The sequence below is a fragment of the Stenotrophomonas sp. SMYL8 genome (assembly GCF_036320065.1).
Taxonomy (GTDB): domain Bacteria; phylum Pseudomonadota; class Gammaproteobacteria; order Xanthomonadales; family Xanthomonadaceae; genus Stenotrophomonas; species Stenotrophomonas maltophilia_A.
In genome coordinates this window covers 55980-81292 of sequence record NZ_JAWIRR010000006.1, presented here as the reverse complement: position 1 = coordinate 81292, position 25313 = coordinate 55980, and the positions used below count along the sequence as shown (strand labels likewise).

Annotated in this window: 24 protein-coding genes and 1 tRNA gene; 10 read left to right on the top strand and 15 right to left on the bottom strand. The window is 67.3% G+C overall.

What is annotated here, in order from left to right:
- Positions 1-76: 76 nt before the first annotated feature.
- The 3 genes from V3B25_RS07495 to V3B25_RS07485 all read left to right on the top strand — a co-directional run bounded on the left by V3B25_RS07495 (position 77) and on the right by V3B25_RS07485 (position 4310).
- Positions 77-760 (top strand): response regulator transcription factor, encoded by a 684-nt coding sequence (locus V3B25_RS07495; RefSeq protein ID WP_100437437.1) that lies wholly within the window; start codon positions 77-79, stop codon positions 758-760.
- Positions 738-2120 carry a HAMP domain-containing sensor histidine kinase gene (locus V3B25_RS07490; protein ID WP_329810405.1) on the top strand — a complete coding sequence of 461 codons (1383 nt, stop codon included), beginning with the start codon at positions 738-740 and terminating at the stop codon, positions 2118-2120. The genes V3B25_RS07495 and V3B25_RS07490 overlap by 23 nt, the downstream gene beginning before the upstream one ends.
- 99 nt (positions 2121-2219) lie before the next feature.
- The gene (locus tag V3B25_RS07485) at positions 2220-4310 is read left to right on the top strand and encodes a TonB-dependent siderophore receptor (RefSeq protein WP_329810404.1); all 2091 of its coding nucleotides are present in this window, start codon (positions 2220-2222) and stop codon (positions 4308-4310) included.
- Here V3B25_RS07485 and V3B25_RS07480 read toward each other — a convergent pair.
- The gene (locus V3B25_RS07480; RefSeq protein WP_329810403.1) at positions 4294-5811 is read right to left on the bottom strand and encodes an MFS transporter; all 1518 of its coding nucleotides are present in this window, start codon (positions 5809-5811) and stop codon (positions 4294-4296) included. The genes V3B25_RS07485 and V3B25_RS07480 overlap by 17 nt on opposite strands.
- 107 nt (positions 5812-5918) lie before the next feature.
- Here V3B25_RS07480 and V3B25_RS07475 point away from each other — a divergent pair, with 107 nt between their 5' ends.
- Positions 5919-6818: a LysR substrate-binding domain-containing protein gene (locus V3B25_RS07475; protein ID WP_329810402.1), complete on the top strand. Its 900-nt coding sequence runs from the start codon at positions 5919-5921 to the stop codon at positions 6816-6818.
- Between the two features lie 13 nt (positions 6819-6831).
- On the opposite strand, the gene V3B25_RS07470 is transcribed toward V3B25_RS07475, so the two are convergent.
- From V3B25_RS07470 to V3B25_RS07460, 3 genes are all read right to left on the bottom strand, one after another.
- The gene (locus V3B25_RS07470; protein WP_071228038.1) at positions 6832-7710 is read right to left on the bottom strand and encodes a LysR family transcriptional regulator; all 879 of its coding nucleotides are present in this window, start codon (positions 7708-7710) and stop codon (positions 6832-6834) included.
- Positions 7711-7748: 38 nt separating this feature from the next.
- Entirely contained in the window at positions 7749-8630 is an 882-nt protein-coding gene (locus tag V3B25_RS07465) for an SDR family NAD(P)-dependent oxidoreductase (RefSeq protein WP_329810401.1), read from the bottom strand.
- A 158-nt stretch (positions 8631-8788) separates the two neighbouring features.
- Positions 8789-9652 carry a DMT family transporter gene (locus V3B25_RS07460; RefSeq protein WP_329810400.1) on the bottom strand — a complete coding sequence of 288 codons (864 nt, stop codon included), beginning with the start codon at positions 9650-9652 and terminating at the stop codon, positions 8789-8791.
- A gap of 133 nt (positions 9653-9785) precedes the next feature.
- On the opposite strand from V3B25_RS07460, the gene V3B25_RS07455 reads away from it, so the two are divergent.
- The gene (locus V3B25_RS07455; RefSeq protein ID WP_329810399.1) at positions 9786-11165 is read left to right on the top strand and encodes a PLP-dependent aminotransferase family protein; all 1380 of its coding nucleotides are present in this window, start codon (positions 9786-9788) and stop codon (positions 11163-11165) included.
- On the opposite strand, the gene V3B25_RS07450 is transcribed toward V3B25_RS07455, so the two are convergent.
- On the bottom strand, positions 11104-12048 hold the full coding sequence (locus V3B25_RS07450) for a LysR substrate-binding domain-containing protein (protein ID WP_049421592.1): 945 nt from the start codon (positions 12046-12048) through the stop codon (positions 11104-11106). The two genes, V3B25_RS07455 and V3B25_RS07450, sit on opposite strands and share 62 nt — an antisense overlap.
- Before the next feature lie 115 nt (positions 12049-12163).
- On the opposite strand from V3B25_RS07450, the gene V3B25_RS07445 reads away from it, so the two are divergent.
- Positions 12164-12862 (top strand): glutathione S-transferase family protein, encoded by a 699-nt coding sequence (locus V3B25_RS07445; RefSeq protein ID WP_049421564.1) that lies wholly within the window; start codon positions 12164-12166, stop codon positions 12860-12862.
- An 87-nt stretch (positions 12863-12949) separates the two neighbouring features.
- Positions 12950-13624 carry a methyltransferase domain-containing protein gene (locus V3B25_RS07440; protein ID WP_329810398.1) on the top strand — a complete coding sequence of 225 codons (675 nt, stop codon included), beginning with the start codon at positions 12950-12952 and terminating at the stop codon, positions 13622-13624.
- 3 nt (positions 13625-13627) lie between these two features.
- Here the strand turns inward: V3B25_RS07440 and smqnr are convergent, their stop codons facing one another.
- On the bottom strand, positions 13628-14275 hold the full coding sequence (smqnr, locus tag V3B25_RS07435) for a SmQnr family pentapeptide repeat protein (protein ID WP_012510253.1): 648 nt from the start codon (positions 14273-14275) through the stop codon (positions 13628-13630).
- Between the two features lie 159 nt (positions 14276-14434).
- On the opposite strand from smqnr, the gene V3B25_RS07430 reads away from it, so the two are divergent.
- Positions 14435-15211 (top strand): DeoR/GlpR family DNA-binding transcription regulator, encoded by a 777-nt coding sequence (locus tag V3B25_RS07430; RefSeq protein ID WP_107431416.1) that lies wholly within the window; start codon positions 14435-14437, stop codon positions 15209-15211.
- Between the two features lie 11 nt (positions 15212-15222).
- A complete protein-coding gene (locus V3B25_RS07425) occupies positions 15223-16356 on the top strand; it encodes an MFS transporter (protein ID WP_049421568.1) in 1134 nt (377 codons plus the stop codon).
- 9 nt (positions 16357-16365) lie between these two features.
- Here V3B25_RS07425 and V3B25_RS07420 read toward each other — a convergent pair whose 3' ends face one another.
- The 4 genes from V3B25_RS07420 to V3B25_RS07405 all read right to left on the bottom strand — a co-directional run bounded on the left by V3B25_RS07420 (position 16366) and on the right by V3B25_RS07405 (position 21118).
- Entirely contained in the window at positions 16366-17871 is a 1506-nt protein-coding gene (locus tag V3B25_RS07420; protein WP_329810397.1) for a PepSY domain-containing protein, read from the bottom strand.
- An 11-nt stretch (positions 17872-17882) separates the two neighbouring features.
- A complete protein-coding gene (locus V3B25_RS07415; RefSeq protein WP_329810396.1) occupies positions 17883-20021 on the bottom strand; it encodes a TonB-dependent receptor in 2139 nt (712 codons plus the stop codon).
- A gap of 129 nt (positions 20022-20150) precedes the next feature.
- A complete protein-coding gene (locus tag V3B25_RS07410) occupies positions 20151-20546 on the bottom strand; it encodes a DUF2946 family protein (RefSeq protein ID WP_049421571.1) in 396 nt (131 codons plus the stop codon).
- Between the two features lie 191 nt (positions 20547-20737).
- Complete coding sequence (locus tag V3B25_RS07405; RefSeq protein WP_329810395.1) at positions 20738-21118, bottom strand: tautomerase family protein; 381 nt, start codon at positions 21116-21118, stop codon at positions 20738-20740.
- A 288-nt stretch (positions 21119-21406) separates the two neighbouring features.
- On the opposite strand from V3B25_RS07405, the gene V3B25_RS07400 reads away from it, so the two are divergent.
- Positions 21407-21970, top strand: coding sequence for a hypothetical protein (locus V3B25_RS07400; protein ID WP_049463479.1), 564 nt, complete (start codon positions 21407-21409; stop codon positions 21968-21970).
- An 84-nt stretch (positions 21971-22054) separates the two neighbouring features.
- Here the strand turns inward: V3B25_RS07400 and V3B25_RS07395 are convergent.
- The 5 genes from V3B25_RS07395 to mltG form a co-directional block, all read right to left on the bottom strand.
- Positions 22055-22129, bottom strand: a tRNA-Val gene (locus V3B25_RS07395).
- Between the two features lie 116 nt (positions 22130-22245).
- On the bottom strand, positions 22246-22599 hold the full coding sequence (locus tag V3B25_RS07390; protein ID WP_005412452.1) for a PilZ domain-containing protein: 354 nt from the start codon (positions 22597-22599) through the stop codon (positions 22246-22248).
- Entirely contained in the window at positions 22596-23552 is a 957-nt protein-coding gene (locus V3B25_RS07385; protein WP_329810394.1) for a DNA polymerase III subunit delta', read from the bottom strand. The genes V3B25_RS07390 and V3B25_RS07385 overlap by 4 nt, the downstream gene beginning before the upstream one ends.
- Complete coding sequence (gene tmk, locus V3B25_RS07380; protein ID WP_049400648.1) at positions 23549-24214, bottom strand: dTMP kinase; 666 nt, start codon at positions 24212-24214, stop codon at positions 23549-23551. Before tmk ends, V3B25_RS07385 begins: the two co-directional genes overlap by 4 nt.
- The gene (gene mltG, locus V3B25_RS07375) at positions 24211-25272 is read right to left on the bottom strand and encodes an endolytic transglycosylase MltG (RefSeq protein WP_329810393.1); all 1062 of its coding nucleotides are present in this window, start codon (positions 25270-25272) and stop codon (positions 24211-24213) included. Before mltG ends, tmk begins: the two co-directional genes overlap by 4 nt.
- Positions 25273-25313 lie beyond the last annotated feature (41 nt).

Here is a 25313-nt window from a genome sequence, read left to right as displayed (position 1 = left end):
CGCATGAAACATTTTTCATTTGCAGTCGCTGCCCACGATTGCGAGGATGCCCCTGTCCCACTCTGCACACTGGCCCATGCCGCGCGTACTCACCATCGAGGACGATCTTGTCACTGCCGAGGAGATCGCCACCGAACTGCGCAGCCACGGCTTCGACGTGGACCTGGCCAGCGACGGCAGCAACGGCCTGGCGCTGGCACGTGCAGGCGACTACGCGGTGATCACCCTGGACCGCATGCTGCCCGGCATCGACGGGCTGGCCCTGGTCACCGCCTTGCGCCGTGAGGGCATCACCACGCCGGTGCTGATGATCAGCGCACTGTCGGACGTGGATGAACGCGTGCGTGGCCTGCGCGCCGGTGGCGACGACTACCTGACCAAGCCCTTCGCCTCCGATGAGATGGCCGCACGCGTGGAAGTGCTGATCCGGCGCCAGGGCCAGGCCGCAGCCATCGACAACGTGCTGCGTGCCGGCGACCTGGAACTGGACCTGATGACCCGTTCGGCGCGACGCGGCGGGCATGAAATCGCGCTGCTGCCGACCGAGTTCAAGCTGCTCGAATTCCTGGTGCGCAACGCCGGCCAGGTGGTCACCCGCAGCATGCTGTTCCAGGAAGTCTGGGGCTACCACTTCGATCCGGGCACCAACCTGATCGATGTGCATATCGGTCGCGTGCGCAAGCGCATCGAACAACCTGGCCGGCCGCAGCCGATCATGACCGTCCGTGGAACCGGCTATGTCTTCGACGCGCAATCCTGACCACTGGCGCTCTTCCAGCAGCAGACTGCTGGGCCTGTACTGCATCCTGTTCGTGGCGTGGTCGAGCCTGCTGCTGGGCGTGATGTACTGGCGCATCTCGGATTACCTCAGTGACCTGACCGAATCGGGCCTGCAGCAGCGCGCGCACCTGTTCATGAGCTTCGACGGACCGGCACTGGATGAAGCGCTGCGTGACAGCCAGCGCTTCGATCTGCACCAGGTCTATACCTATGGGTTGTTCGACAAGGCCGGCATGCCGATGGCGGGCCCGCTGACAGCGATCCCCGAGGGACTGCCGCTGGATGGCAACTCGCATGCGGTGGACGGTTGGACGCTGGCCGATGGCCGCCACGACAACGGCGGCAGTGCGCTCGGCGTGGTGACCCGCGATGGCCGCACGCTGGTATTCGTGCGCCAGAACGGCAAGCTCATGGCGGTCAACAGCATCATCCTTGATGCACTGCTGTGGGGCGTGTCGCTGACCGTCATTCCCGGCCTGGTGGGCTGGCATCTGCTGCGCCGGCGCCCGTTGAAACGGATCCAGCAGATCGAAGCGGCCACCAACCGCATTGTTGCCGGCGACCTCGGCCAGCGCCTGCCGGTCTCCAGCCGTCGCGACGAGATCGATCGGCTGTCGAGCATCGTCAATGCAATGCTGGAACGCATCGAACAGCTGATGACCGAGGTCAAGGGCGTGTGCGACAGCATTGCCCACGACCTGCGCACGCCCCTGACCCGCCTGCGTGCCCACCTGTACCGCATGCGCGTGGGCCTGGACGAACGGGACCCGCATGCCGATCCACTGGACAAGGCGCTGGCCGAGACTGACATGCTGATGGCGCGCTTCGCCGCGCTGCTGCGGGTGTCGGAACTGGAGAGCCACCAGCGACGTTCGGCCTTCGACGCGGTCGACGTCACCGAGCTGCTGCAGGAACTGCACCAGTTCTACCTGCCGCTGGCCGAAGAGAAGCAGCAGTTGCTGGAGCTGCAGGTGGACCCGAAGGTGGGCCCGCTGCGTGGCGACCGCGAGCTGCTGTTCGAAGCGCTGGCCAACCTGTTGTCCAATGCCCTGCAGTTCACCCCTGCACACGGCCGCATCCTGCTGCGTGCGGTCGATGATCACGGCGCCCCGAGGATCGATGTGATCGACAACGGGCCGGGCATTCCGCCACAGGACCGCACGCTGATCTACCAGCGCTTCTTCCGTGGCAGCAGCGCCGGCCAGGGGCCTGGATTCGGCCTGGGCCTGTCGATCGTGGCCGCCATTGCCGGCCTGCACGGCTTCCGTGTCCGCGCCGGCAGCGCCCCCGGTGGCGGCGCCTGGATGAGCATCCGCGGCGCGACGGACGGCCTGCCCTGACGCCGGGCCAGGGCGCCACAATCGCACTTGGGAATCATTTGTATTTGAGGGCGGGCATCCGGATAATCCGCCGTCACCGCCCTTCCCGGATCACTCCCGATGCCCGCTCTGCCGTCGCGTCCGCTGCTGTACACGCTCGCCCTGCCCACCCTGCTGGCCTCGGCCATCGCCCAGGCCCAGGACACCCCGGCGGCGCGCACCCTGGACAAGGTAACGGTGGTGGCCGAGCGGGCCAGCACCGCGACCAAGACCGACACCGCCCTGACCGAGACGCCGCAGGCGATCAGCGTGGTCACCCAGCAGCTGTTCACCGATCGCGGCGCGCACAACCTGCAGGAAGTGCTGCGCTACAGCGCCGGCGTCACCGCCGATGCGTGGGGGCTGGATACCCGCAACGATGCCACCTCGGTGCGCGGGCTGGACCCGGTGCAGTACCAGGATGGCCTGCGCCGCAGCTACGGTTTCAGCCCCCTCGCCCGCCCGGAAATCTATGGCCTGGAGCGGGTGGAAGTGCTGCGCGGCCCGTCCTCGGTGCTGTATGGTGCCGGCGCCACCGGCGGCATCATCAATGCAATGAGCAAGCGCCCGACCTTCGGCGCCCTCAACGGCGAGGTCGGCGTGCAGCTCGGCAGTTTCGACCGCAGGCAGCTGCAGGGTGACATCGGCGGCGCATTGAACGATGCCGGTACGTTTGCCGGCCGCTTCGTCGGGCTGGTGCGTGAATCGAACATGCAGACCGATGTATTGAAGGATGACCGCGTCTATCTGGCACCGTCGATCAGCTGGCGCGGTGATCGCAGCACCTTGACCCTGCTGGCCAGCTATCAGCATGACAAGACCGGCTCCAGCCAGCAGTTCCTGCCGCTGGCCGCGACCCTGCTTGCACCGCCCGGACGCCGCCTCGACCCGTCCACCTTCATCGGCGATCCCGGTTTCGACCGCATCGACTCGCGCGTCTACAGCCTGACCGCGCTGTTCGACCACAGCTTCAACGACACGCTCAGCCTGCGCTCGGCAGTGCGTTACATCGATGGCAGGACCACCCTGCAGCAGATGTACGTGGACAGCTACAGCAATCCGGAAAATCCCTTCATCGACGCCGAGCGCCGCGTGGTCAACCGCACGGCCTATGGCACCCGCCCCGACGTGCAGATCTTCAGCGCCGACAATGCGCTGCAGTTCGACTTCGCCACCGGTGCCTTCCAGCATCTGCTGCTGGCCGGCGTGGACTACAGCCAATACAAGGAGCAGCTGCAGCGGCTGGACGCCACCGGCACGCCGATCGACATCTACACCCCGGTATCGGTCGCACCGATCGTGCGTGGCTGGGATCGTCAGCCGGACCAGACCTCCACCCAGCTGGGTGTCTATGTGCAGGACCAGATCCGCTGGGCCGACCGTGTCTCGCTGGTGCTGGGCGCGCGCCGCGACCATGCACGCTCGAAGACCGAAGGCCAGCCCAGCCAGACCGACAATGCCACCACCTACCGCGCCGGGCTGATCGGCGAACTGGGTGCGGGCGTTTCGCCCTACCTGAGCTACAGCGAATCGTTCCTGCCGGTATCCGGCCAGGATCTGTTCGGCAGCGCCTTCAAGCCGATGCGCGGCCGCCAGTCCGAGGCCGGCATCAAGTGGCAACCGGCGCGCAACCTGCTGCTGACGCTGGCGGCGTACCGCATCACCGAAACCAACCGGCAGACCAACGACCCGGACAACGTATTGAACGTGGTGCAGACCGGGCAGATCCGCTCCAAGGGCGTGGAGCTGGAAGGGCAGTTCCAGTTCGCCAACGACCTCACAATCACCGCTGCCGTTGCGCGCAACGAGGCTGAGGTCAGCCGCAGCAACTTCGCACTGGAAGTGGGCCAGCGCCTCAACGACACCCCGCAGGACCTGGCCTCGGCCTGGGTTTCGAAGGGCTTCCAACTGGACGATGCCGCACGCCTGCGCCTGGGCCTGGGCGTGCGCCATGTCGGCAACACGGTGTCGCTGGGCAATGGCGGGCGCATCGTCACGCCCAGCTACACGCTGGCCGATGCATTGCTGGAAGTGCAGGTGACCGACTGGACGATGGCGTTGAACATCACCAACCTCACCGGCAAGCGCTACTACGCGCCGTGCCGCACCTTTGGCGACTGCTTCGCCGGCTACCCGCGCGTGGTGACCGGCACCATCAGCTATCGGTTCTGATCACGGCCAACGCTGGCCGCTGCAGCAGCAGGTGCAACAGCACCGCGCATGCGGCGGTCAGCAGCGCCAGGACACGCAGCAGTATCGCCAGCGCCTCGGCACTGGCCTGCTGCAGCTGTGCGCCGCTCATCGCCGGAAGCAGTGCCTGCGCCTGTGCATGCGCACCCGTTGCCAGATAGGCACCGGCGCGCGCCAGCGATGCGGGCGATGCTCCCTGCAGCTGGTGGCCGATCAGCAGCGCAAGCAAGGCCGTGACTGCGGCCAATGCGATGCCTTCACCGGCCACCCGCACGGTTCCGAAGATGCCGGCGGCCATGCCCGCACGCTGCACCGGCACCACGCTGACCGACAGCCCATCCATCAGGCCCCACGGCAAGGCCGTTCCAGCGCCGATCAGCATCAGCAACGGCACCCACTGCGACGGCGACGGATGCGATGCGTGGCGCGACAACAGGTACAACCCAGAGGCACAGACCAGCAGGCCCAGCGTACACAGCCGCGTACTTCCAACGCGTTCCGCCCAGCGCGCGGCCAGCATCGGCAGCACCAGCATCGGCGCGGACAGGGCCAGCATCTGCAGCCCGACCAATGTCGCGCTCTGTGCATGCACGCCCAGCAGCTGCAGAGGCAACACCACCAGCAGCACCACGTAGCCGAAGCAGGTTGCGACCGGCAGCAGCTGGACACCGAGGAACGCCGGTTGCGAGAACAGCGAGAGGTCCAGCAACGGTGAGCGGTGCAGTCGTTCGATGTAGACGAACGCTCCGCCCAGCAGCAGCGTCGCCAACAGCGCCAGCTGCACGCGCACGGCATGCAGGCCGAACTCACCCAGCCACAGCAGGGCCAGGGTCAACGCCGCCAGCATCAGGCTGAAGCCCAGCATGCCGCCGACATCCAGCCGCCCGCGTTCGCCATGGCTTTCGGACAACGCGCGCGCGCCCACGGCGAACGCCGCCAGCGTCAGTACACCGCCCGCGGCGAACACACTGCGCCATCCCAATGCCTGCAACAGCAGACCCGCGAGCAGCGGCCCCAGCGCCAGCCCCGCACCGAATGTGGTGCCCAGCAGGGCGAACACACGGGCACGCACCGGCCCCTGCCAGGCATGCGCCAGCGCAGCGGTGCCGGACGCCAGCGCCGCTGCAGCGGCAACGCCCTGCAGCCCGCGCGCCAGATCCAGCCACAGCAGCGTGGGCGCAAGGCAGACGACGGCCGTGGCGATGCTGAAGCCCGCGGTACCCAGCAGGAACAACCGCCGTCGGCCATAGCGGTCCGCCAGGCCACCGGCAGCAAGCAACAGGCTGCCGAAGGTGAGCATGAAGGCGTTGGTCACCCAGGCCAGCGCAGTCGGCGACGACGCCGCGGAACGGGCCAGCGCCGGCACCGCGACCGCACCGGCCGAGAAGGACAACGGCAACGCCAGCGCGGCCAGGCAGACCGCGAGCAGCGTCCAGCGCTGATGTGTGTGGGAAGGTACGGGGAGCATCGAAACCGGGGCCATGCGGGCCTCCATCCATCAGGGGCATTGATGATGGACAGGCCGCTATTCCAGAAAAACAGGCTCGATGGACGTTGATTGCGGCCCGATGTTCCGCAATCATGCCCCGCATGGATTCCATCTCTGCCCTGCTGGCCTTCGTCCGTACCGCCGAAGCAAGCAGCATCGTCGGCGCCGCTCGCGTCCTCGGCCTCTCCGCGTCGGCCGTGGGCAAGCGCATCGCCCGCCTTGAACAGGAACTCGGCACGCGCCTGTTCCAGCGCACCACCCGCCGCGTGCACCTCACCGACGAAGGCGAACTCCTGCTGCAGCGCTGCCGGCGGGCACTGGATGAACTTTCCGAAGCACAGGCGGATCTGGCGCAGCGACAGCACGCCCCGAGTGGACTGCTGCGCATCGGCCTGCCCACCATCGGCTACCGCTTCCTGTTGCCGGTACTGCCGGGGTTCCAGCAGCGCTACCCGCAGGTGCAGCTGGAGCTGGACTTCAACGACCGCATCGTCGACGTGGTCAGCGAAGGCCTCGACGCGGTGATACGCAGCGGTGAACTGGCCGATTCCAGCCTGACCGCACGGCGGCTGGGCGGCTTCCGTTTCATCCTCTGTGCGGCGCCGGGCTATCTGCAGGCCCATGGCATTCCCGGTGATGTGAGCGAGCTGCGCATGCATACCGCGCTGCGCTTCCGTTACCCGACCACCGGAAAGCTGCACCCGTGGCAGCTGCCGGGTATCGAAGGCGATGCCGGCGCGCGCCTTCCCACCGCGATGACCTGCAACAACATGGAGGCCGTACTGGCCGCTGCGATCGGTTGCATAGGCCTGGCCTGGATGCCTGACTTCCTCGCAGCCGATGCGCTGGCCGATGGCCGCCTGCAACAGGTACTGCCAGCACTGCCCACGCACCAGGGGCAGTTCTCGTTGCTCTGGCCCGGTGGGCGCCATCCCAGTGCACGCCTGCGGGTGTTCATCGACTACGCCGTTGCCAACCTGTTCCGCGGCGACGAGGCATAGCAGCTCCACAGAATCAGTTGGTGCCCGCCGTCTGCAGGAAATTGCGCAGCACCGGCGACGGTTGTTCCGGCCTCATGCAGAACTGCAGGGCGAAACGGGCGGCTTCGCTCTCCAGCACGCGATAGACGATCTCCTGCGGGCGGAAGCTGGCCATGCTGGCCGGAACGATCGCCACGCCCGCCTCCACCGCCACCAGCGACAGCACCGCGTGCATGCCCTGCGCTTCCTGCATCACGCGCGGGGTGAAGCCCGCCGCGGTGCACAGACCCAACACCTGCGCGTGGAAGCCGATGCCCTCTCCAGCCGGCCATGAAACGAACGGCTCATCGGCGAGCATCGCCACGCTGACCTCCGGCGCGTTGGCCAGCGCATGTGCACGCGGCAGCGCAATCGCCAGGCGGTCGTGGTCGAAGTCGTACAGCACCAGCTCGGCGGCGGGAATCGGTGGAATCAGCACGCCGACATCGATGCGCTGCTCACGCAGCCACAGCTGCTGCTGACGCGAGGTCGCTTCCTGCAGATGCAGCTGCACCTGCGGGTACTGTTGGCGGAAGCGGCGGATCAGGCCCGGCAACCGGCCATACAGCGCACTGCCCACATAGCCCACGCGCAGACTGCCGGACTGTCCGGCGGCGGCTTCGCGCGTGCGCTGCAATGCCTGCTCGGCCTGCTGCAGCGTTGCCCGCGCCTCCACCAACAGCGTCTGCCCGGCCACGGTCAGGCCCAGGGTACGGTTGCCGCGCACGATCAGTTCACTTCCGAGTTCGTCTTCCAAGCGTCGTATTGCCGCGGTCAGCGGCGGCTGCGACATGTGCAGGCGGGCTGCGGCGCGGTGGAAATGAAGCTCTTCGGCCACGGCCACGAACTGGCGAAGCAGGCGCAGGTCGATCATCTCGATGCAGGCAGTGGGAACCCGCCTAGGGTACGCCCTCAGCAGCGCGCGTCCACGCTGGCGCGGGCAATGGCTGGCCATTGCAGCGCCACCGACTCGATGCTGTCGGCACTGACCGCGCGCAGATCCCGCGGATACGCCACATGCTCGGCCTCCTGCAGGCGCAGTGCGTGGAACTGGCCATTGCTTGCGCGCAGCACCCAGCCGCCGTCCTGGCAGCGCGTGGACGTCAGATAGGCCACGCCCTGCGCAACGGCTTCCGGATGCAGCTCATCGGGCTCACCCTCGATGCCCCACATGCGCGTCTTTGCCACCGGCGAAACCGCATTGACCACGATGCCATGCTCGGCGCCCTCCAGCGCCAGCACATTGACCAGGCCCAGCGCCGCCAGCTTGCCCATCGCGTAAGCGGACAGCCCGCGCTGTGCGTACTGCGGATACAGCGCGCGATCGGACGTGGTGATGACGATGCGCCCACCGCCCGCCGCGCGCATTGCCGGCCACGCCGCCTGCGCCAGCCACAACGGCGTCTTCGCCGCCAGGCACAGCATCTGCTCCAGCGCATCGTCCTCGATCGCTTCCAGCGTCTGGTACTCGACCCAGCCGGCATTGTGGATCAGGAAATCGATGCGGCCATGCGCCTGCAGCAGTTCCTGCACCAGCGCATGGCAACCGCCACGATGGTCGATGGGACCGCTTGCGGCCTGCACCGGCAAACCCTGCCGCTGCAGCGCTTCGACGCTGCGCAGGATGCGCTGTGGATCGGCGCCGCGGCCGTCGGTACCGGCGCCGACGTCATGCATCAGCACCTGTGCACCGCGCTCGGCCAGCAGGCGGCTGTAGGCCAGGCCCAGTCCACCGGCAGCGCCGGTCACCAGGCCCACCTGGCCTTCGAAGGAAATACGCGAGATCGGCTTCATGCGCCCAGCTTCAACCAAGCACGCAGGCCGCAGCCAATACTGTTCACCGCCCTCCACGATACGCGCACGCTATCGTCGGAAAGGGGACGGAGGGGATTAAGTCGTTTCAGGCACAGTGTGGCCAGTTACGACTTAATCCCCTCCGTCCCCTTTTTCGCTCAGCGGCTGAAGCGGCGGGCGCCTGCCACGCAGATCACCGCGACCACGGTCACCAGCACCATGCTGAGGCTGACCGATTCGTGCAGCAGCAGCGCAGCCAGGGCCAGGCCAAAGAACGGCTGCAGCAACTGCAGCTGGCCAACAGCGGCGATGCCACCCTGCGCCAGGCCGCGGTACCAGAACAGGAAGCCGATCAGCATGCTGAACACCGCCACGTAGCCCAGCGCCCACCACGCCGACGCACCGACCGCGGTGAACGAGGCCGGGCGCATCAGCACTGTCAGCGGCAGCATCACCGGCAACGCCAGCAGCAGCGCCCAGCTGATCACCTGCCAGCCACCGAGATGGCGGGCGAGCCGACCACCCTCGGCATAGCCCAGCCCGCACACCACGATCGCCGTCAGCATCAGCAGGTCGGCCTGCAGCGAGGCCTCGATGCCGTTGCGCACCGCATAGCCGACCACGCAGGCACTGCCCAGCAACGAGAACAGCCAGAAGGCAGGACGCGGCCGCTCGCCGCCGCGCAGCACGCCGAATATCGCAGTGCTCAATGGCAACAGGCCGAGGAACACGATGGTATGCGCCGACGACGCATGGCGCAGCGCGAGTGCCGTCAGCAGCGGAAAGCCGACCACAACGCCGAGGCTGACCACCACCAGCCCCGGCAGGTCATTGCGCCGCGGCCATGGCTGGCGCAGCAGAAGCAGCAGACCCAGGCCAAGCACGGCGGCGATGGTGGCGCGTGCGGCAGTGACGAACCCGGCATCCAGCTGCAGCACCGCCAGGCGGGTGGCCGGCAGGGAGCCCGCGAAGATCACTACACCGATGAAGCCATTGATCCAACCACTCGCCGACCGTTCCACGCCTGTACTCCTGAAGATGCCGGACGATGCCCGGCTGGACCTGTATGGAAGCATCCAGCGCGGAACGACCCCAGCTACAATCCAGTACAGTCGCAAGTAACTGTACTGCCCACACTTCCACTACGGTTCCGCCATGCCACGTTCGCTCACCCGCATCGAATCGGTCATCCAGACCGTCCGCACCCGCATCGGTGCGCGGGTGGATGGCCCCGGCTCCCGCCTGCCCTCGGTACGTGCGCAGGCGGCGGCGATGGGGGTGTCGGTCTCGACCGTGGTCGAGGCCTACGAGCGCCTGGCCGCCGAAGGCCTGATCAGTGCGCGCGCAGGATCCGGCTTCTACGTCAGTGGGCCGGCCGCACCGCTGGCGCTGGCTGAAATGGAGCCGCGGCTGGACCGCGCGGTGGATCCGCTGTGGGTGTCGCGGCAGTCGCTGGAAACCCCGCCGGGCCACCTCAAGCCGGGCTGCGGCTGGATGCCCAGTGATTGGCTGTATCACGATGGCGTGCGCCGCGGCCTGCGTCGGCTGGCGCGTGCCGATGCATCACAGCTGGTCGACTACGCCGGCCCGCTCGGGCTGCCCGCATTGCGCCAGCTGCTGCAACGGCGCAGCGCGGCGCTGGGCATCGATGCGCCGATGGAGCAGATCCTGCTGACCGAATCCGGTACGCACGCGGTCGATCTGCTCTGCCGTTTCCTGCTCAAACCCGGCGACTGCGTGCTGGTGGATGACCCCAGTTACTTCAACTACCACGCGTTGCTGAAGGCGCACCAGGTGCAGGCCATCGGCGTGCCGTACACGCACAGCGGCCCGGACCTGGAGGCGTTCGCGCAGGCAGTTCAGGCGCATACGCCGCGGCTGTACATCACCAACTCAGGCCTGCACAACCCGACCGGCGCGGTGCTTTCCGCCAGCACCGCGCACCGCCTGCTGGGCCTGGCCGAACGCAATGAACTGATCATCGTCGAGGACGACATCTTCGCCGACTTCGAACTGCAGCCTGCACCGCGGCTGGCCGCGCTCGATGGGCTGTCGCGGGTGATCCACGTCGGCAGTTTCTCCAAGACGCTGTCGGCAGCTTCGCGCTGCGGCTACATCGCTGCGCGCCACGACTGGATCGAGGCGCTGACCGATCTGAAGCTGGCCACCAGCTTCGGCGGCGGCCATCTGGCGATGCAGTTGATGCACATCGCGCTGACCGACAGTGGCTACCGCCGCCATATGCAGTCGGTACGTTCGCGCCTGGCCGATGCACGTCGGCACACGCTGCGGAAATTGCACACGCTGGGCATCACCCCGTGGCTGCAGCCGGAAGCCGGTCTGTTCCTGTGGTGCCAACTACCGGATGGCCGCGACGCCGCTGCACTGGCGCGGCAATGCCTGCGCGAGGGCATCGTGCTGGCGCCGGGCAACGCGTTCAGCCAGTCGCAGCGCGCGGCCGACTATGTACGTTTCAACGTTTCGCAGTGCCAGGACCCGAGGATCTGGCAGGTACTGGCGCGCGCGCTGCGTTGAGCTGGTAATGCGCGACCAGCGCATCCACCACCACGCGCACGCCCGGCAACTGGCCGCGACGATGCGGCAGCAGCACGCTGGTGGTCACTTCGCCGGCATGCCACGCCGGCAGCACCTGCTGCAGGCGGCCGGCGGCAAGGGCTGCGGCACACAGGCTGTGTGGCAACACGGTGATGCCAAGACCCGCTTCGGCCGCCGCGATCAGCAGCTGCGATTCATTGCCGACCAGCGCCACCTTCGGCTCCACCTGCACGGTGCGGGCGTCGGGGCCGTGCAGCGTCCAGCGCGTTGCATGACGCGCGGTCAGCAGGCCGGCATGCGCACGTAGCTGCTCGGGCGTATCCACTGCCGGCGCGGCTGCCAGATAGCCAGGGGACGCCACCAGCACGATGCGCTCGCTGCCGAGCATTCGCTGCACCAACCCGGAATCCGGCAGCGGACCGAAGTGACTGCGCAGAGCGATGTCGATGCCCTCCTGAGCCAGATCGATGAAACGATCACTCACTTCAACTTCGATGCGCAACCGTGGATAGCGGCGGGCCAGTGCAGGCAGGCACGCGGCGAGCTCGCCCTGCACCACCGGAATCGAAGCGCTGATGCGTACGGTGCCGCTGGGTTCGGCCTGGCGGTCGCGGACGATGGCCTCGGCCGCCTCGACCTCAGACAACGCTGCGCGTGCGCGCTCGAAGAACTCCTGGCCGACCTCGGTCAATGCGAAGCGGCGCGAACTGCGTTGCAGCAGCCGCACCTGGAGCTGTTCTTCCAGCAGCGCCACGCGCTTGCTCAACGTCGAGCGCGGCAGGCCCAGATGGCGCCCGCCTGCGGCGAAACCGCCCTGCTCCACCGCAGTCACGAACAGGGCCAGATCGTTGAGGTTGAGCATGCGCAACGTCCACATATGTAGACTTCAGGATGCCATTCGGACGGCTTCCTGGGCAATGTCCACGTGGGCACGCTTTCCTCACCCGCCGCATCGCGGCTCGAACCGGAAACCTGCCATGACCCCGATCCTCTTCTACGGCGTGCCCTCGGGCTGCTCGTTCGGCTCCATCATCGCGCTGGAGTGGCTGCGCCAGCCGTATCACCTGTGCCGCATCGAGATGCCCGGCCAGGTGCAGGGCGAAGACTACCGCCGCCTCAATCCACTGGGCGAAACCCCGACCCTGCGAACCACACAGGGCGAACTGCTCAGCGAGAGCCTGGCCATCCTCAACCACCTGGCCGCGAAGGGCATCGCACAGGGCCTGGGCTTCGCACAGGGCACCTCCGGCTTCGATCGCCTCAACCATCGGCTGGCCTATCTCAACACCAGTTTCTTCGGTGCCTACGCGCCGCTCTGGCACGCACTGGAGCATGCGGAAGGCGATGAAGGCGAGGCGCTGCGCGCCTATGGCACGACCAAGGTACGCCACGCCCACCAGGCGCTGGAGCAGATGATCGGCACGGGCCCGTGGCTGCTGGGCGAACAGCGCAGCTTTGCCGACGCCTACTTCGCAGGCATCGCGCGCTGGAACGACTATCACCAGGTGGTCGATCGACGCGAGTTCCCAAGGGTGCAGCAGCTGTTCGAGCGCCTGCAGGACGACGCCGGCGTGCAGTTCGCCCACGCCATCGAAGCGCAGCAGCCGGCAACCAGCGGCGGTGGATTCCTCGGCGAGGTGCGGCTGGAAGACGTGCTTGAGGCCGCAGCGGCCTGAGCCCTGTCCTGCCCGTGCGGCAGCGGCGCGCAATGCCTCTTGCGCGCCGCGCTACAGTGGTATGTCCCCCGCTGCAGGAATCCGCGCATGTCCACGTTCTCCGATCCGCAGGCGGTGGCCCGCTATGCCGAAGCGCCGCTGCGCCAGGTGCCCGGCTTCCTCGCCCTGCAGCAGATGAGCCGGCTGCTGCTGGCCGAACGTGTTCCCGCTCAGGGCCGCGTGCTGGTGCTGGGTGCCGGTGGCGGGTTGGAACTGAAGGCCTTCGCCGAGGCGCAGCCGGGCTGGCAGCTGCTGGGGGTCGACCCGGCCGCGCCGATGCTGGCCCTGGCCGAGCAGACACTGGGTCCGCTGATGTCGCGCGTGCAGCTGCTGGAAGGCTATATCGACGATGCACCGGATGCGCGCTTCGACGGCGCCAGCTGCCTGCTGACCCTGCACTTCCTCGATGCCGGGCAGCGCCTGCACACGCTGCGCGAACTGCACCGGCGCCTGCAACCCGGCGCGCCACTGGTGGTGGCGCACCACAGCGTGCCGCAGGACCCGGCCGGCAAGCTGCGCTGGTTACAGCGCTACGCAGCGTTCGCCGAAGCCTCGGGGGTTGCCCACGCCGATGCGCAGCGCGCGATCGACGCCATTGCCGAACGGTTGCCGCTGCTGGCACCCGAGCAGGAGGTCGCACTGCTGCAGGAGGCCGGCTTCGACGGTGTGGAGCTGTTCTACGCCGGCTTCAGCTTCAAGGGCTGGGTGGCGTACACCGGGTGATGCCTACGGCACCACCGTGATGCCGATACGCTGCATCAACAGCGCCACCTGCTGCACATCCAGCGTGGCGCCACGCAGGTTGGTGCTGCGCAGGTCCAGCTCGCCCAGCTCGGAGTTGGTCAGGTTGCAGTCTGTGAAGTTGGCACTGTTCCAGTCGATCCCCTCGAACTGGCCACCGGACAGATCCGAACCGGCGAAACTGGCACCGCTCACGTTCGCGCCATCCCAGCGGTTCTCCCACAGTTCGCACTTTTCCAATGTCACCCGCGAGAAATTGGCATAGCGCAGGTTCGACTTCTTGATGAACGCGCTGCAGAACCAGCTGCGCGTGGTGATCTGGTTCATGAAGCTGGCGTTGCTGAAATCCGCGCCCTGCGCACGGCACTCGCTGATCTCCAGGCCCAGCGCCTTGATGAAACTGAAGTGGCACATGCTGATGTCGCAACTACGGAAGCTGGCTTCCTTCAATGTGGCGCCGTTGAAGCGGCAACCGGCGCGGTTTTCAGCGTCATAGAAGCTGCAGTTGATGAACTCGGTGGCGGTGAGGTCAGCGCCGGAGAAATCGCATTCGTGGAACTGCTGGTCGACCACTTTCTGGCCGGTGTACTGGTCCACGCCGATGCGCAGCTTGCGGTGAACGGTGGGGGACATCGTGGATTCCATGCCAGGTGCCCCGCCATGATGCCGGGCCGCGAGGGCGATCCATAGACGCTGGCGCGGTTGGGTTCACCGGCAGTCCAGCCGATCTGTGGCCACGCCCGCCAAATGCACGTTGTTGCACGTTAATGCACGAACGTGCAGACTTGCGGCATGAGCTCCGATCCCAGCCCCCTCCCCGCCCAGCGGACCCAGCTGATCCTCGACGAACTGCGCCAGCAGGGCCGTGTGGTCGCCGCTGAACTGGCGCGTCGCTATGCAGTTTCCGAGGATTCGATCCGCCGCGATCTGCGCGAGCTGGCCGCACAAGGCCTGTGCCAGCGTGTCTACGGAGGCGCCGTGCTGCCGCCGCCAAAGGAACGGCCGCTGCGCGAGCGCCTGACCCGCGACCGCGGCGACAAGGCCGAGCTGGCCGCCCGCGTCTGCGCGCTGCTGCAGCCCGGCCAGGTCGTACTGCTCGACGCCGGGTCGACCAACCTGGCGATCGCCCAGCAGCTGCCGACCGCTCTCGGCCTGACGGTGATCACCAATGCTCCGCAGATCGCCACCGCCGCCAGCATGCTCGAAGGCACTTCGGTGCAGCTGATCGGCGGCCGCCTGGCCAGCGGTGGCGGCGCGGTCGGCGCTGAAGCGTTGGCGCAGGTGCAGCGCCTGCGCGCCGACGTATACCTGCCCGGCCCCTGCGCGGTGGACGGCGACACCGGCGTCTGGGCAATGGATTCGGAAGAAGCCACGCTGAAACGCGCGATGGTGGCCTGCAGCAGCCGCGTCATCGTCGCCGCCACCACTGAAAAGCTCGGTGCCCGCGGCAACTGGCAGATCGCCAGCCTCGATGAAATCGACGATCTGGTTCTGACCACCTCGGCTCCGCCGGCGCTGGCCGCGCGCTTCCGTGCCGCCGGCATCGCCGTGCACCCCACTCCGCCCTGACCGTACCGCTCATGTCCCTTGCCAACCGCGCGCGTGCCGAACAGCACGCGACCCGCGCTGCGTTCTTCATTCCCGGCTTCGCCACTGCGTTGTGGGCCACCCTGGTGCCATTCGCCAAAGCGCGCACCGAGATCAATGACGCCACGCTGGGGCTGGTGCTGCTCTGCCTCGGTGCCGGTTCGCTGCTGGCCATGCCGCTGTCCGGTGTACTGGCCGCACGCCTGGGCTGCCGGCGGGTGATGGTGGCCAGCAGCCTGCTGATCTGCCTGACCGTGCCCGGCCTGGCGCTGGCCGGTTCGGCCTGGACGCTGGGGCTGGGGCTGTTCGTGTTCGGCGCCGCCGTGGGCGCGATGGACTGCACGATGAACGTGCAGGCCGTCATCGTCGAGCGCGAAGCACGGCGCGTGATGATGTCCGGCTTCCATGCCTTCTTCAGCATCGGCGGCTTCCTCGGCGCGGCCACCATGACCGTGCTGTTGTCCGCACAGCTGCCGCCACTGGCATCGGTGCTGATCGGCATCGGCGCCATGCTGCTGGTGATGCTGCTGTCGGCGGCGTACTGGCACAGCGAACGCATGCCGCACGACACACCGATGTTGGCCCTGCCGCACGGCATCGTGCTGTTCATCGGCGTGCTGGCGTTCGTCGCCTTCCTCGGCGAAGGCGCGATGCTGGACTGGAGCGCGGTCTTCCTCAGCGATGTGCGTCGCGTCGATGCCAGCCTCGCCGGTATCGGCTATGTAACCTTCACCCTGACCATGACCGTGGCGCGCTTGTTCGGTGACGCACTGGTGGAGCGCGTAGGCCGTGAGCGCGCGATCGTGTTCGGCGCGCTGCTCGCCGCCGCGGGCGTGCTGGTGCTGACCCTGGTCACGCCGTGGCAGGCGTCGCTGGTGGGCTATGTGCTGGTCGGCCTCGGCTGCGCCAACATCGCACCCGCGCTGTTCTCACTGGCTGGCCACCAGACCCGCATGCCGGGTGCGCTGGCGATCACCGCGGTATCCACGCTGGGCTTCGCCGGCATCCTTGCTGGGCCAGCACTGATCGGTTTTGCTGCCAACCACTTCGGCCTGATCGCTGCGTTCATCGGCGTGGCCACGGCCTTGTTGCTGGTGGCCGTGTCCACACGTTGGCTGCGGATGTAGCCCAGGGCCTCAGCGCCGCCTGTGCCGCAGCTTCATCCGCAATCGCCGATAGCCGATCACCGTCGCCGTGGCACACAACGCGGTGCCAGCAACGCTCAGCAGCAGCAACACGGCCAGCCTCGCACCTTCCTGGCGCAGCATCGCTGGCAGATCCCAGCTGTGCAGGAAGTAGAACAGCCAGCGTCCCACTCGTTCCCGATGCCCCATCGTCAGCAACGGATCGCCGGTAGCCAGATCGAGGTAGACCCGCGTCGCTTCGGCATCGCCGAAGTCCACAACTGCTACCGGGAAGCGGCGTACCGCTGCACCATTCATGGCCTCGGGTGCACGCGGATAGAAGTAGGCATCCGCTGCCTGCTGCACCACGAAGCCCTGCATCGGCGCAGCGGACAGCGCACGCACCTTCTGCTGCAGCCACGCGGCCGGCAGCAACCGCGCAACCTGCAGATGCCCATCGTTGCCGGACACGATGCAGGTATCGCCTTTCCCATCCAGCAGCACCGCGAACAGATCGCCTCCGATGCGGCGCCACTGGATCTCGACTGGTTGGAAGCGCTCAGCATCGGCCACCGCCAGAAGCTTCGCCGGCTCACCCAACGCGCCATCCACCGTTACCGCGCTGCCACGATAGCGTTCAACATCGATCGCCTCGCGCGTGCTGCTGAAGACTCCCAATGGATTCATCGACATCAGCCCGCTGAAGATCCAGGTGAACACGAAGGCCGCAGCCATCAGTCCGATCAGATGGTGCCAGCGCATCCACGGTTCGACGTACGGCGTCTTTGCACCGGAGCGGTAGCGCCCGTGGAAACGCCAGCGCCACACACCGACCACAATGCCGCTGACCGCCGCCACCGTGCACAGCGCGGACAGCACGATCACCACCCACGTCCAGACCGGATCCACCGACTGCATGCGCAGGAAATACAGCCAGTGCAGCCAGGCCCCCACATAGTTCCAGCGCTGCTGCACATGCGGTGCGTCCAGCACCACTTCACCGGTGCGCGAGGACACATACAGGTCACCGGGCTGTGCGCCCCCCACCTCCACCCGGTACAGCGGCCGGTGCGCGTCCAGCGCGCGCGAATGCGTCCAACGGTCCTCTTCCACGCGCATTGCACCGACAAAGGCCGGGCCGCCAGCAAACTGTGCCGCTGACGCTTCGGCGCGCTGTGCCGACACTGGCAGCAGGGCCTGGCCGGTGACGGCTGACCACGCCCCCACGTTGCTTCCCGTGCGCACCACATACGCAGGCTCGCCACGCAGCGTGGTCAGCGCCACGGCCTCCGGCTCGGCCTGCACGGCTGCAGGCAGCACCGACAGCCCGCGCAGATCGCGGGCCTCTGGCAGCACCGGCAATGCCGCCAGACGTTCACCGGGCGTCAGCTTCGGGTAGCCAATGAACAACATCACCATGCCGCTGACGAACCACAACAGCATCAGCAGGCATCCGCCGATGCCGAGCCAACGGTGCACCAGGTAGGTCCAGCGCTTGGCAGTGGATCGCAGCGACATGGTGCGCGTCCTCAGAAGCGATGGTCGACGGTGAACTCGACGCGGCGATCCGCGCCCAGCAGCCACTGCGTGCTGGTGTAGTACGCGGTGGCGTAGTACGCCTTGTCGAATACGTTGAACAGGCGCGCTGACAATCGCGTGCGCGGTGCTGCCTGCCAGGTCAGCGCCAGATCAGTGGTGCTGTAGCTGGGCAACTCCAGCGTGTTGGCATTGTCTGCGTAGCGCTTGCCGACATAGCGAACGCCACCCGCCGCGCTCCAGTCCGGTGCGAACTGCCAGCTCAACCACACATTGGCCAGGCGTTCGGCCACGTTCGGCGGCACGTTGCCATCGCGCGAGACCAGCATCGGCGGCGAACCTGTGGTCTCCAGGAAGTCCTCGAACTCGGCCTTCAGCACCGTGGCGTTGGCATCCAACGTCCAGTGCGGCGCGACGTTCCAGTTCAACGACGCCTCGATACCACGCGAGGTCTGCGCGCCCACCTGCACGCGGCGGTCCGGCACCAGCGGATCGCGGCTGAGCAGCCCGGTCTTGCGGATGCGATACGCCGCCAGCGTCCACTCGCCGCCATCGAAGGCCTGCTTCAGGCCCACCTCGATCTGCCGCCCCTTGGCCAGGTCGAAGGCACCGTTGGCCGGGCTGATCATCAGCAGGCCACTGACCGGGTCCGCCGCCTGCGAGTACTGCGCATACAGGCTCAGCGTCGGCTGCAGCGCGAATACCGTGCCTGCACGCCAGCCGGTGCTGCTGTAGGTCTTCGAGAACGCATTCTGGCCGCTGATCAGATCGGTACGGTCGATGCGCGCGCGGTCGTGGCGCAGCCCACCCAGCACCGACCAGCGCTCGCTCAGCGCCAACCGGTCTTCCGCGAACAGCGCGTACTGCTCGGCACGATTGCGGTAGCGCGGCAGGTTCGGCGCGTCGCTGACGAACTGGCCCGGCACCGGTTCGAACGGATCGACCGGGCCCGAACTGCCAGCATAGGTGTTGTTGGTGTGCTTGAAGTGCGCACGGTTGGCATCCAGGCCCACCGCGAAGCTGTTCTGCAGGCCACCCGCGGTTCCCTGCACACGCAGCGTCGAGGTCAGCCCGGCCTGGTCCTGGTTGTGGGTGATCTCGGTGTTTCCCGAGCGATCGATCAAGCCGGTAGCGCGACTGTAGACATAGGCTTCGGCATTGCGCCAATCGCGCTGGCTGTCGATCTGGTAGAGGCGCGTGCGCCATTCCACGTTCGCGTTCGGCGTCCACAGCGCATCGAGCTGGGTCCAGCGGTCGCGGTAGCGGATCTGGCTGTTTTCCACGTTGTAGTTGCGGTGGCGCAGCGCCTCCAGCTGGCGGCCCTCGACCAGCGGCGTGCCGAAGTAGCGCATCGGTTGCTGGTAGCCCTGCGCATGGGTGAGGGTCAGCTGCAGGTCCGCGCGCGGCTGCCACAGCAACGCACCGGAGAATGTCGCGTCACTGTTGCGCCCACGATCGACCCAACCACCGCTGTAGTTGCCACTCACGTCCAGCCGGTAGGCCAGCTCGGGCGTCAGCGCGCCACCGCTGCCGAAGCCCAGGCGCGCGGTGTCCTCGCTACCCACGGTTACGCTGATCTCGTTCTCGATCGCACCACGCGTGGGCTTCTTCGGCACGATGTTGATCACGCCGCCGATCGCACCGTCGCCATGGATGACCGAGGCCGGGCCGCGCAGCACTTCGATGCGCTCGATCGACCAGGTATCGAACGGGAAGGTGATGCCCACGCCACCGTACTGGCGCAGCCCGTCGTACAGGCGCATCACCGAAGCGCCATCGGTGAAGCCGCGGCTGGACAGCGCGCTCAGGCCGTTGCCCGGGTGCGGCATCGCACTGATCGCACCTGCCCGGCTGATCGCATCGTTGAGGTTGCTGTCGCCACGCTGCTCCAGTTGTTCGCGCGAAATCACCGTCAGGCTGGCCGGTGTCTGCAGCACGCTCAGGCCCAGCGCGGAACCGGCGTTGGCAGTGGACGACAGCTCACCGCTGCGGGTATCGATCACCCGCACGGTATCCAGCGTGGTCGGTGGTGCCGCATCGGCGGCAAGCAGGGGCGCGGCGTGCAGGAGCAATGCGCACAGGACTGGCAGCGTCGCCCGGCGCAGGTGCGCGGAGTTGGGGTTCGTTTTCATTTGTTCACGGCATGCAAGGCCACCCCGCAATGGCAGGGCAGCAATCAGAAAGGGACAAACACGCGCGTGCGGGCACCGGCCGTGGCCGGCAACCTCATGGAAAAATGTTCAATGCAACACGCGTGCGGCTCAGGCGGCCATGAAGGCTGGCGGCCCACGCGCTCCCAATGTGCCGCTGATCCGTTGCGGCAACGCCCGCACCGCACCGCGCAGCGCGCGGCACACCGGTGCCATCGGCGCCAACAGCAGCACTGCCGCCACCAGCAGCGTGATCAGCCGTGCAGCGATCAGGCAGTAATCGCAGTCCACGCCCATCTCATGATCGGCGTGTGGATCGGCAGGTGGCTTCTTTGCGGCGTCGCCATGCGGCATCGCCATCGCGTGATGGTCGTGGTGACCGTCCATCGCGTGCTGCGCATGCTCTGCGTGCATCGCGTGGTCCATCGCCGCCACGGGCACTGCAGCAGCCACGTGATCGTGCGCCAGCCAGCGGCTCACCAGCGGGGCAAGCAGCACCAGCAGCATGGCAAGCCATGCCAGGGCCTGGAACCGGCGGTGGAGAGCAGAACGGCGCACGCCGCCATTCTACGGGGCCGTGGCCAACCTTGGACCCCGTTCAGGGTTTGGCCCCTGCGACACGGTGACGCAGGGCTTCCCTCGCCCGCGCACGCCCTTCATTCAGTAGATCCACGCCATGCGTGGATGCTTTTCGCGCATCAACTCACGTACTGGGCCACACCATTACCGAACGACCAGTTTTCCCGCTTCACTTCCACCAGGTTGATGAACACATCCTCGCGGCGGATACCCACCGCCGCGTGCAGGCCCTCGGCGATGCCGGCGTACAGCGCCTTCTTCTGCTCCAGCGTGCGCCCTTCGTTCCAGGTGATCTGGATGCAGATGAAATCGTCGGTGCGGTCCACGCCCAGGTAGCCGGGGTCATAGATCAACGTGCCCGGCTCATGTTGCTGGAAAATCTGGAAGCGATCGTTCTCCGGCACGCCCACCGCGCGCATGGCCTGGTAGATGGTTTCGCCGACGCGTTGCAGGTAGTCGGCGGATTTACCTTTGCGAAGATCAATGCGGGCGAGCGGCATGGTGGCACTCCAGAGTGGATGGGCACGGCGACGGGCTGAGACTACGCCTGCCCGGGGCGGCGGGACAGCGCAGGGATGGAACCCTCTGCTTCCATTCGTGGCACGGGCCCGCCCACGTGCGTAACGAAGGCGACCCGGACGAACAGTTGGGCGCCTTCCACACCGACGGGCTGACCGTGGCCGCGCGACAGCTGGTACGCGAGGCACATCATTGCCTCTCCGGCGACGACGCCTGACCGGCCCGGATTTGCGCCCGCTACAATCGAGCAGGGAGCGCAGGAGGCCGCAATGGACGCCGAACACCTGGAGTACTTCAAGGCCGCACTGGAAGGCCGCGCAAGCGTGGGCTGGAACGTCTGGTTCACCGCCAACCAGCAGGCGCTGGCACAACACCTGAGCCGTCCTGCACTGCTGCGCTTGAAGTTCAGCAAACTGGATGAAGCCGAACGCCTGCTGGCCGAGGCCGGCATCGTGCCCTGCAGCACAGCGGGCAAGCGCTACGAAATGTACTGCGCGCAGTTCTCGGCGGACGTGGTGGACGCGAACGGTCGCCCGCTACCGGCCATCTGGCGCGCGGCGCACGGCGGTGCCATCGGCCTGCTTGCCGATGGTGAGCAGGAGGCCGGCCAGGCGAAGCTGCTCGCGGAGTTCCGCCGCGTCCGCAAGCGCGGACTGCAGCAGGCCCATGAATGGTTGGCCGATCTGTGCTTTGAAGGCGAGATGGAACTGAGCGGCGGCAATGCCGATGTGGGCCGTAGCCTGCTGGCGGTGGTGGTGCGGGCCGGCAGCGGTCACGACCTGCTGGATGCAACCGCGATGATCGCGCGCGAGCTGCTGGAGGACCTCGGCTGAAACGGTGATCGCTTCGGCGGGCACTACGGAATCACAGGCAACAAAAAAGCCCCCATTGCTGGAGGCTTCTTTCGTTCTGCAACATGGTGGGCGGTACAGGGATCGAACCTGTGACCCTTGCCGTGTGAAGGCAATGCTCTACCGCTGAGCTAACCGCCCGGTGTGTTGCTGAGCCGCTCATTATAGGGGCTTTTCAGAGGCCGTCAACCGTTTTTCACATTCGTGTTCACGGGCGCTTCGGGGCATGCAACCGAGCATGCCCGGCGCTACCGAAATCACATCGTGTGCGTCGGCTTGTCCGAGCCGGTCAGGCCGGCCAGCAGGGTCTCGATCTTGTGGCGCACGCCCTCGCCTTCGGCACCGTCGGCCAGCTGCACGCCGATGCCGGCGGTGCGGTTACCCTGCGCACCAGCCGGGGTCACCCAGATCACCTTGCCGGCCACCGGCAGGCGCTCGCTGGAATCGGGCAGGGTCAACAGCAGGAACACCTCGTCGCCCAGGAAGTAGCGCTTGGGCGTGGGCACGAAGATGCCGCCATTCTTCACGAACGGCATGTACGCGCTGTACAGCGCGGCTTTGTCCTTCACGGCCAGGGACAGGATGCCCTGGCGGGCGTTGCTGGCACTCATCGATTTCCCCTTGCGGCAGGCCGCTCGTTCACCTTGTTCCAGGCCAGCAGCAACTCGACCACGGCAAGGTCTGCGCGCACCGTGGTGCGCAGCAGGTCGCGGGTGCGGTTGGCCGCATCGAACCAGGCTGCAAGCTTGTGCAATCGCTCCGGCGTGGTCAAGGCATCGGTGCTGGCCTGGGCCAGCGCCAGGTCGGCGGCGAAGCGCAGGCGCAGCGCCGCGTTGTCATAACCGCACCACTTCTGCGCCAGCTCCACCGCGCCGGTCTTGCCGGCGGCCAGCTGTTCCAGCTCGCGGCCCACTTCGCGGCGCAGGCTCAGGCCATCTTCGCGCAGCCAGTTGTCAGCCTGGCCGGGATGGCCGCGCGCTGCGTCCAGCGCTTCGCGCGCGGCCGCTTCGCTGTGGCCCTGCTGCTGCAGCCAGGCCAGCGCTTCGTGCTGCGGCGGCAACTTGAATTCCAGACGCTGGCAACGGCTGCGGATGGTCTGCGGCAGGCGCGCCGGGTCGCTGCTGATCAGCCACAGGTAGCGGCCGGGCTGCGGCTCTTCCAGCGTCTTCAGCAGCGCGTTGGCCGCCGAGCGGTTGATCGCATCGGCGGGGTCGACGATCACCACCTGCGCCACGCCGTACTGCGGGGTCAGCGCCAGCTTGTCGGTGATCTCGCGCATCTGCTCGATGACGATCTCGGTACGCAGCTTGTCGCCGCTCTTGTTCGGAATGAAGCTGACCAGCTGCAGGTCAGGATGGGTGCCGGCGGCGATCAGCTGGCGCGTGCGCGTGGCATGCGCGGCATCACCGCGCGCCAGCACGTGGTCGGCCAGCGCCAGTGCCACCTCGCGCTTGCCCAGCCCGGCCGGGCCGCAGATCAGCAGGCCATGACCAAGGCGGTCGGCATCGAGCGCTGCCACGGTCTGGTCGAACGCGCGCTGCTGCCACGGCGAGAACGTGCTCATGCGCCCTCCCCGTCCTGCAGCCAGCGCTCGACCTGCGCGACCACATCGGCCGCTACACGCGCCTGCACCTGGCCGGCGTCGATCAGCGCGAAGCGCTGCGGGTCCTGCTGCGCGCGGCTGCGGAACACTTCGCGCACGCGCTGGAAGAAATCATCCTGTTCGCTTTCGATGCGGTCCGGCCACAGATCGCGCCCGTTGGCGCGTGCGCGGCCTACTGCCACGTCCACGTCCAGCAGCAGGGTCAGGCCCGGCAGCAGGCCCACCGCGCGTCGTTCCAGATCGGCAATCCACTGCGGGTCGAGGCCACGGCCACCGCCCTGGTAGGCGTAGCTGGAATCGGTGAAGCGATCGCTCAGCACATAGGCGCCGCGCTGCAGTGCCGGCTGGATCACCTGGCGCACATGCTGCGCGCGTGCAGCGAACACCAGCAGCAGCTCGGCTTCGGCGCTGAGCGGCTCGGCGGCGATCTCGGCATCGGGTTTCAGCACCAGGCCACGGATGCGCTCGGCCAGCGGCGTACCGCCCGGCTCGCGGGTCAGCACCACCTCGTGGCCGTGGCTGCGCAGGCAGTCACGGATGGCATTGATGGCGGTGGTCTTGCCTGCGCCCTCGCCGCCTTCCAGGCTGACGAAACGCGGGTGGCGAAGCAGCGCGGGACTCATTGCGCCGGGGTCTCCTTGGTACGTTGCTGGCGCAGCTGCTGCAGGTAGCGGGCCACTGCGGCGTTGTGCTGGTCCAGGCTGGGCGAGAACACGTGCGCGCCACTGCCATCGCCCACGGCGACGAAGTACAGCGCGTCGCCCGCTGCGGGTTGCGCGGCTGCCAGCAGCGCATCGCGGCTGGGCATGGCGATCGGGGTCGGGGTCAGGCCGGCGCGGGTATAGGTGTTGTAGGGCGTATCGGTGGTCAGGTCGCGGCGGCGGATGTTGCCGTCATACGCAGCACCGATGCCGTAGATCACGGTCGGGTCGGTCTGCAGGCGCATGCCGATCTTCAGGCGGCGCATGAACACGCCGGCGATCTGCGGGCGCTCGCTGGCCAGCGCGGTTTCCTTCTCGATGATCGAGGCCATCGTCAGCAGTTCGTAGGGCGTGTTGATCGGCAGGTCCGGCGCACGGCTTTCCCAGGCTTCATCCAGTGCGTCCTGCATTGCGGCGTGAGCACGCTTGAGCACATCCAGATCGCTGTCGCCACGCTGGTAGACGTAGGTCTCCGGCAGGAAGCGACCTTCCGGATGCTGGCCACCGAAGCCGAGGCGCTGCATCAACGCGGCGTCATCGAGGTTGTCGGTGGTGTGCAGCAGCGGCTCGGCGCGCTTGAGCGCGGCACGCAACTGGCGGATGTTCCAGCCTTCAATGATCGTGACGCGGTGCTGCAGCACCTTGCCGGCGCGCATGCGCAGCAGCAGATCACGCGGGGTCAGGTCGCTGCTGAGCGCGTACTCACCCACCTTCAGCTTGCCGGCCGCATCGAGCTGGCGCGCCAGCAGCTGCCACTGCGCGTCCTGGCCCTCGTCCACGCCGGCGTCGCGCAGCTTGCGCAGCACCGTGCTCATGCCGTCGCCACTGGCGATGACCACGCTTTCGGCGGACGGGGTGATCGGGGCGTCGGCGAACCGGGTCTGCTGGTAGAAGAACCATGCGCCCGCGCCGGCCACGACGGCGGCCAGCACCACCACCAGCGTTACCACGAACAGACACCCGCGCTTGGCTCCCGCCATGGACTACCTCTGAACTCGATTCCGTCGTGCAGGATACCGTG

Coding starts and splice junctions, on each gene's coding strand:
- V3B25_RS07495 (WP_100437437.1), top strand. CDS start 77: ATGCCGCGCGTACTCACCATCGAGGACGATCTTGTCACTGCCGAGGAG.
- V3B25_RS07490 (WP_329810405.1), top strand. CDS start 738: ATGTCTTCGACGCGCAATCCTGACCACTGGCGCTCTTCCAGCAGCAGA.
- V3B25_RS07485 (WP_329810404.1), top strand. CDS start 2,220: ATGCCCGCTCTGCCGTCGCGTCCGCTGCTGTACACGCTCGCCCTGCCC.
- V3B25_RS07480 (WP_329810403.1), bottom strand. CDS start 5,811: ATGGCCCCGGTTTCGATGCTCCCCGTACCTTCCCACACACATCAGCGC.
- V3B25_RS07475 (WP_329810402.1), top strand. CDS start 5,919: ATGGATTCCATCTCTGCCCTGCTGGCCTTCGTCCGTACCGCCGAAGCA.
- V3B25_RS07470 (WP_071228038.1), bottom strand. CDS start 7,710: ATGATCGACCTGCGCCTGCTTCGCCAGTTCGTGGCCGTGGCCGAAGAG.
- V3B25_RS07465 (WP_329810401.1), bottom strand. CDS start 8,630: ATGAAGCCGATCTCGCGTATTTCCTTCGAAGGCCAGGTGGGCCTGGTG.
- V3B25_RS07455 (WP_329810399.1), top strand. CDS start 9,786: ATGCCACGTTCGCTCACCCGCATCGAATCGGTCATCCAGACCGTCCGC.
- V3B25_RS07450 (WP_049421592.1), bottom strand. CDS start 12,048: ATGCTCAACCTCAACGATCTGGCCCTGTTCGTGACTGCGGTGGAGCAG.
- V3B25_RS07445 (WP_049421564.1), top strand. CDS start 12,164: ATGACCCCGATCCTCTTCTACGGCGTGCCCTCGGGCTGCTCGTTCGGC.
- V3B25_RS07440 (WP_329810398.1), top strand. CDS start 12,950: ATGTCCACGTTCTCCGATCCGCAGGCGGTGGCCCGCTATGCCGAAGCG.
- smqnr (WP_012510253.1), bottom strand. CDS start 14,275: ATGTCCCCCACCGTTCACCGCAAGCTGCGCATCGGCGTGGACCAGTAC.
- V3B25_RS07430 (WP_107431416.1), top strand. CDS start 14,435: ATGAGCTCCGATCCCAGCCCCCTCCCCGCCCAGCGGACCCAGCTGATC.
- V3B25_RS07425 (WP_049421568.1), top strand. CDS start 15,223: ATGTCCCTTGCCAACCGCGCGCGTGCCGAACAGCACGCGACCCGCGCT.
- V3B25_RS07420 (WP_329810397.1), bottom strand. CDS start 17,871: ATGTCGCTGCGATCCACTGCCAAGCGCTGGACCTACCTGGTGCACCGT.
- V3B25_RS07415 (WP_329810396.1), bottom strand. CDS start 20,021: ATGAAAACGAACCCCAACTCCGCGCACCTGCGCCGGGCGACGCTGCCA.
- V3B25_RS07410 (WP_049421571.1), bottom strand. CDS start 20,546: ATGCTGCTGGTGCTGCTTGCCCCGCTGGTGAGCCGCTGGCTGGCGCAC.
- V3B25_RS07405 (WP_329810395.1), bottom strand. CDS start 21,118: ATGCCGCTCGCCCGCATTGATCTTCGCAAAGGTAAATCCGCCGACTAC.
- V3B25_RS07400 (WP_049463479.1), top strand. CDS start 21,407: ATGGACGCCGAACACCTGGAGTACTTCAAGGCCGCACTGGAAGGCCGC.
- V3B25_RS07390 (WP_005412452.1), bottom strand. CDS start 22,599: ATGAGTGCCAGCAACGCCCGCCAGGGCATCCTGTCCCTGGCCGTGAAG.
- V3B25_RS07385 (WP_329810394.1), bottom strand. CDS start 23,552: ATGAGCACGTTCTCGCCGTGGCAGCAGCGCGCGTTCGACCAGACCGTG.
- tmk (WP_049400648.1), bottom strand. CDS start 24,214: ATGAGTCCCGCGCTGCTTCGCCACCCGCGTTTCGTCAGCCTGGAAGGC.
- mltG (WP_329810393.1), bottom strand. CDS start 25,272: ATGGCGGGAGCCAAGCGCGGGTGTCTGTTCGTGGTAACGCTGGTGGTG.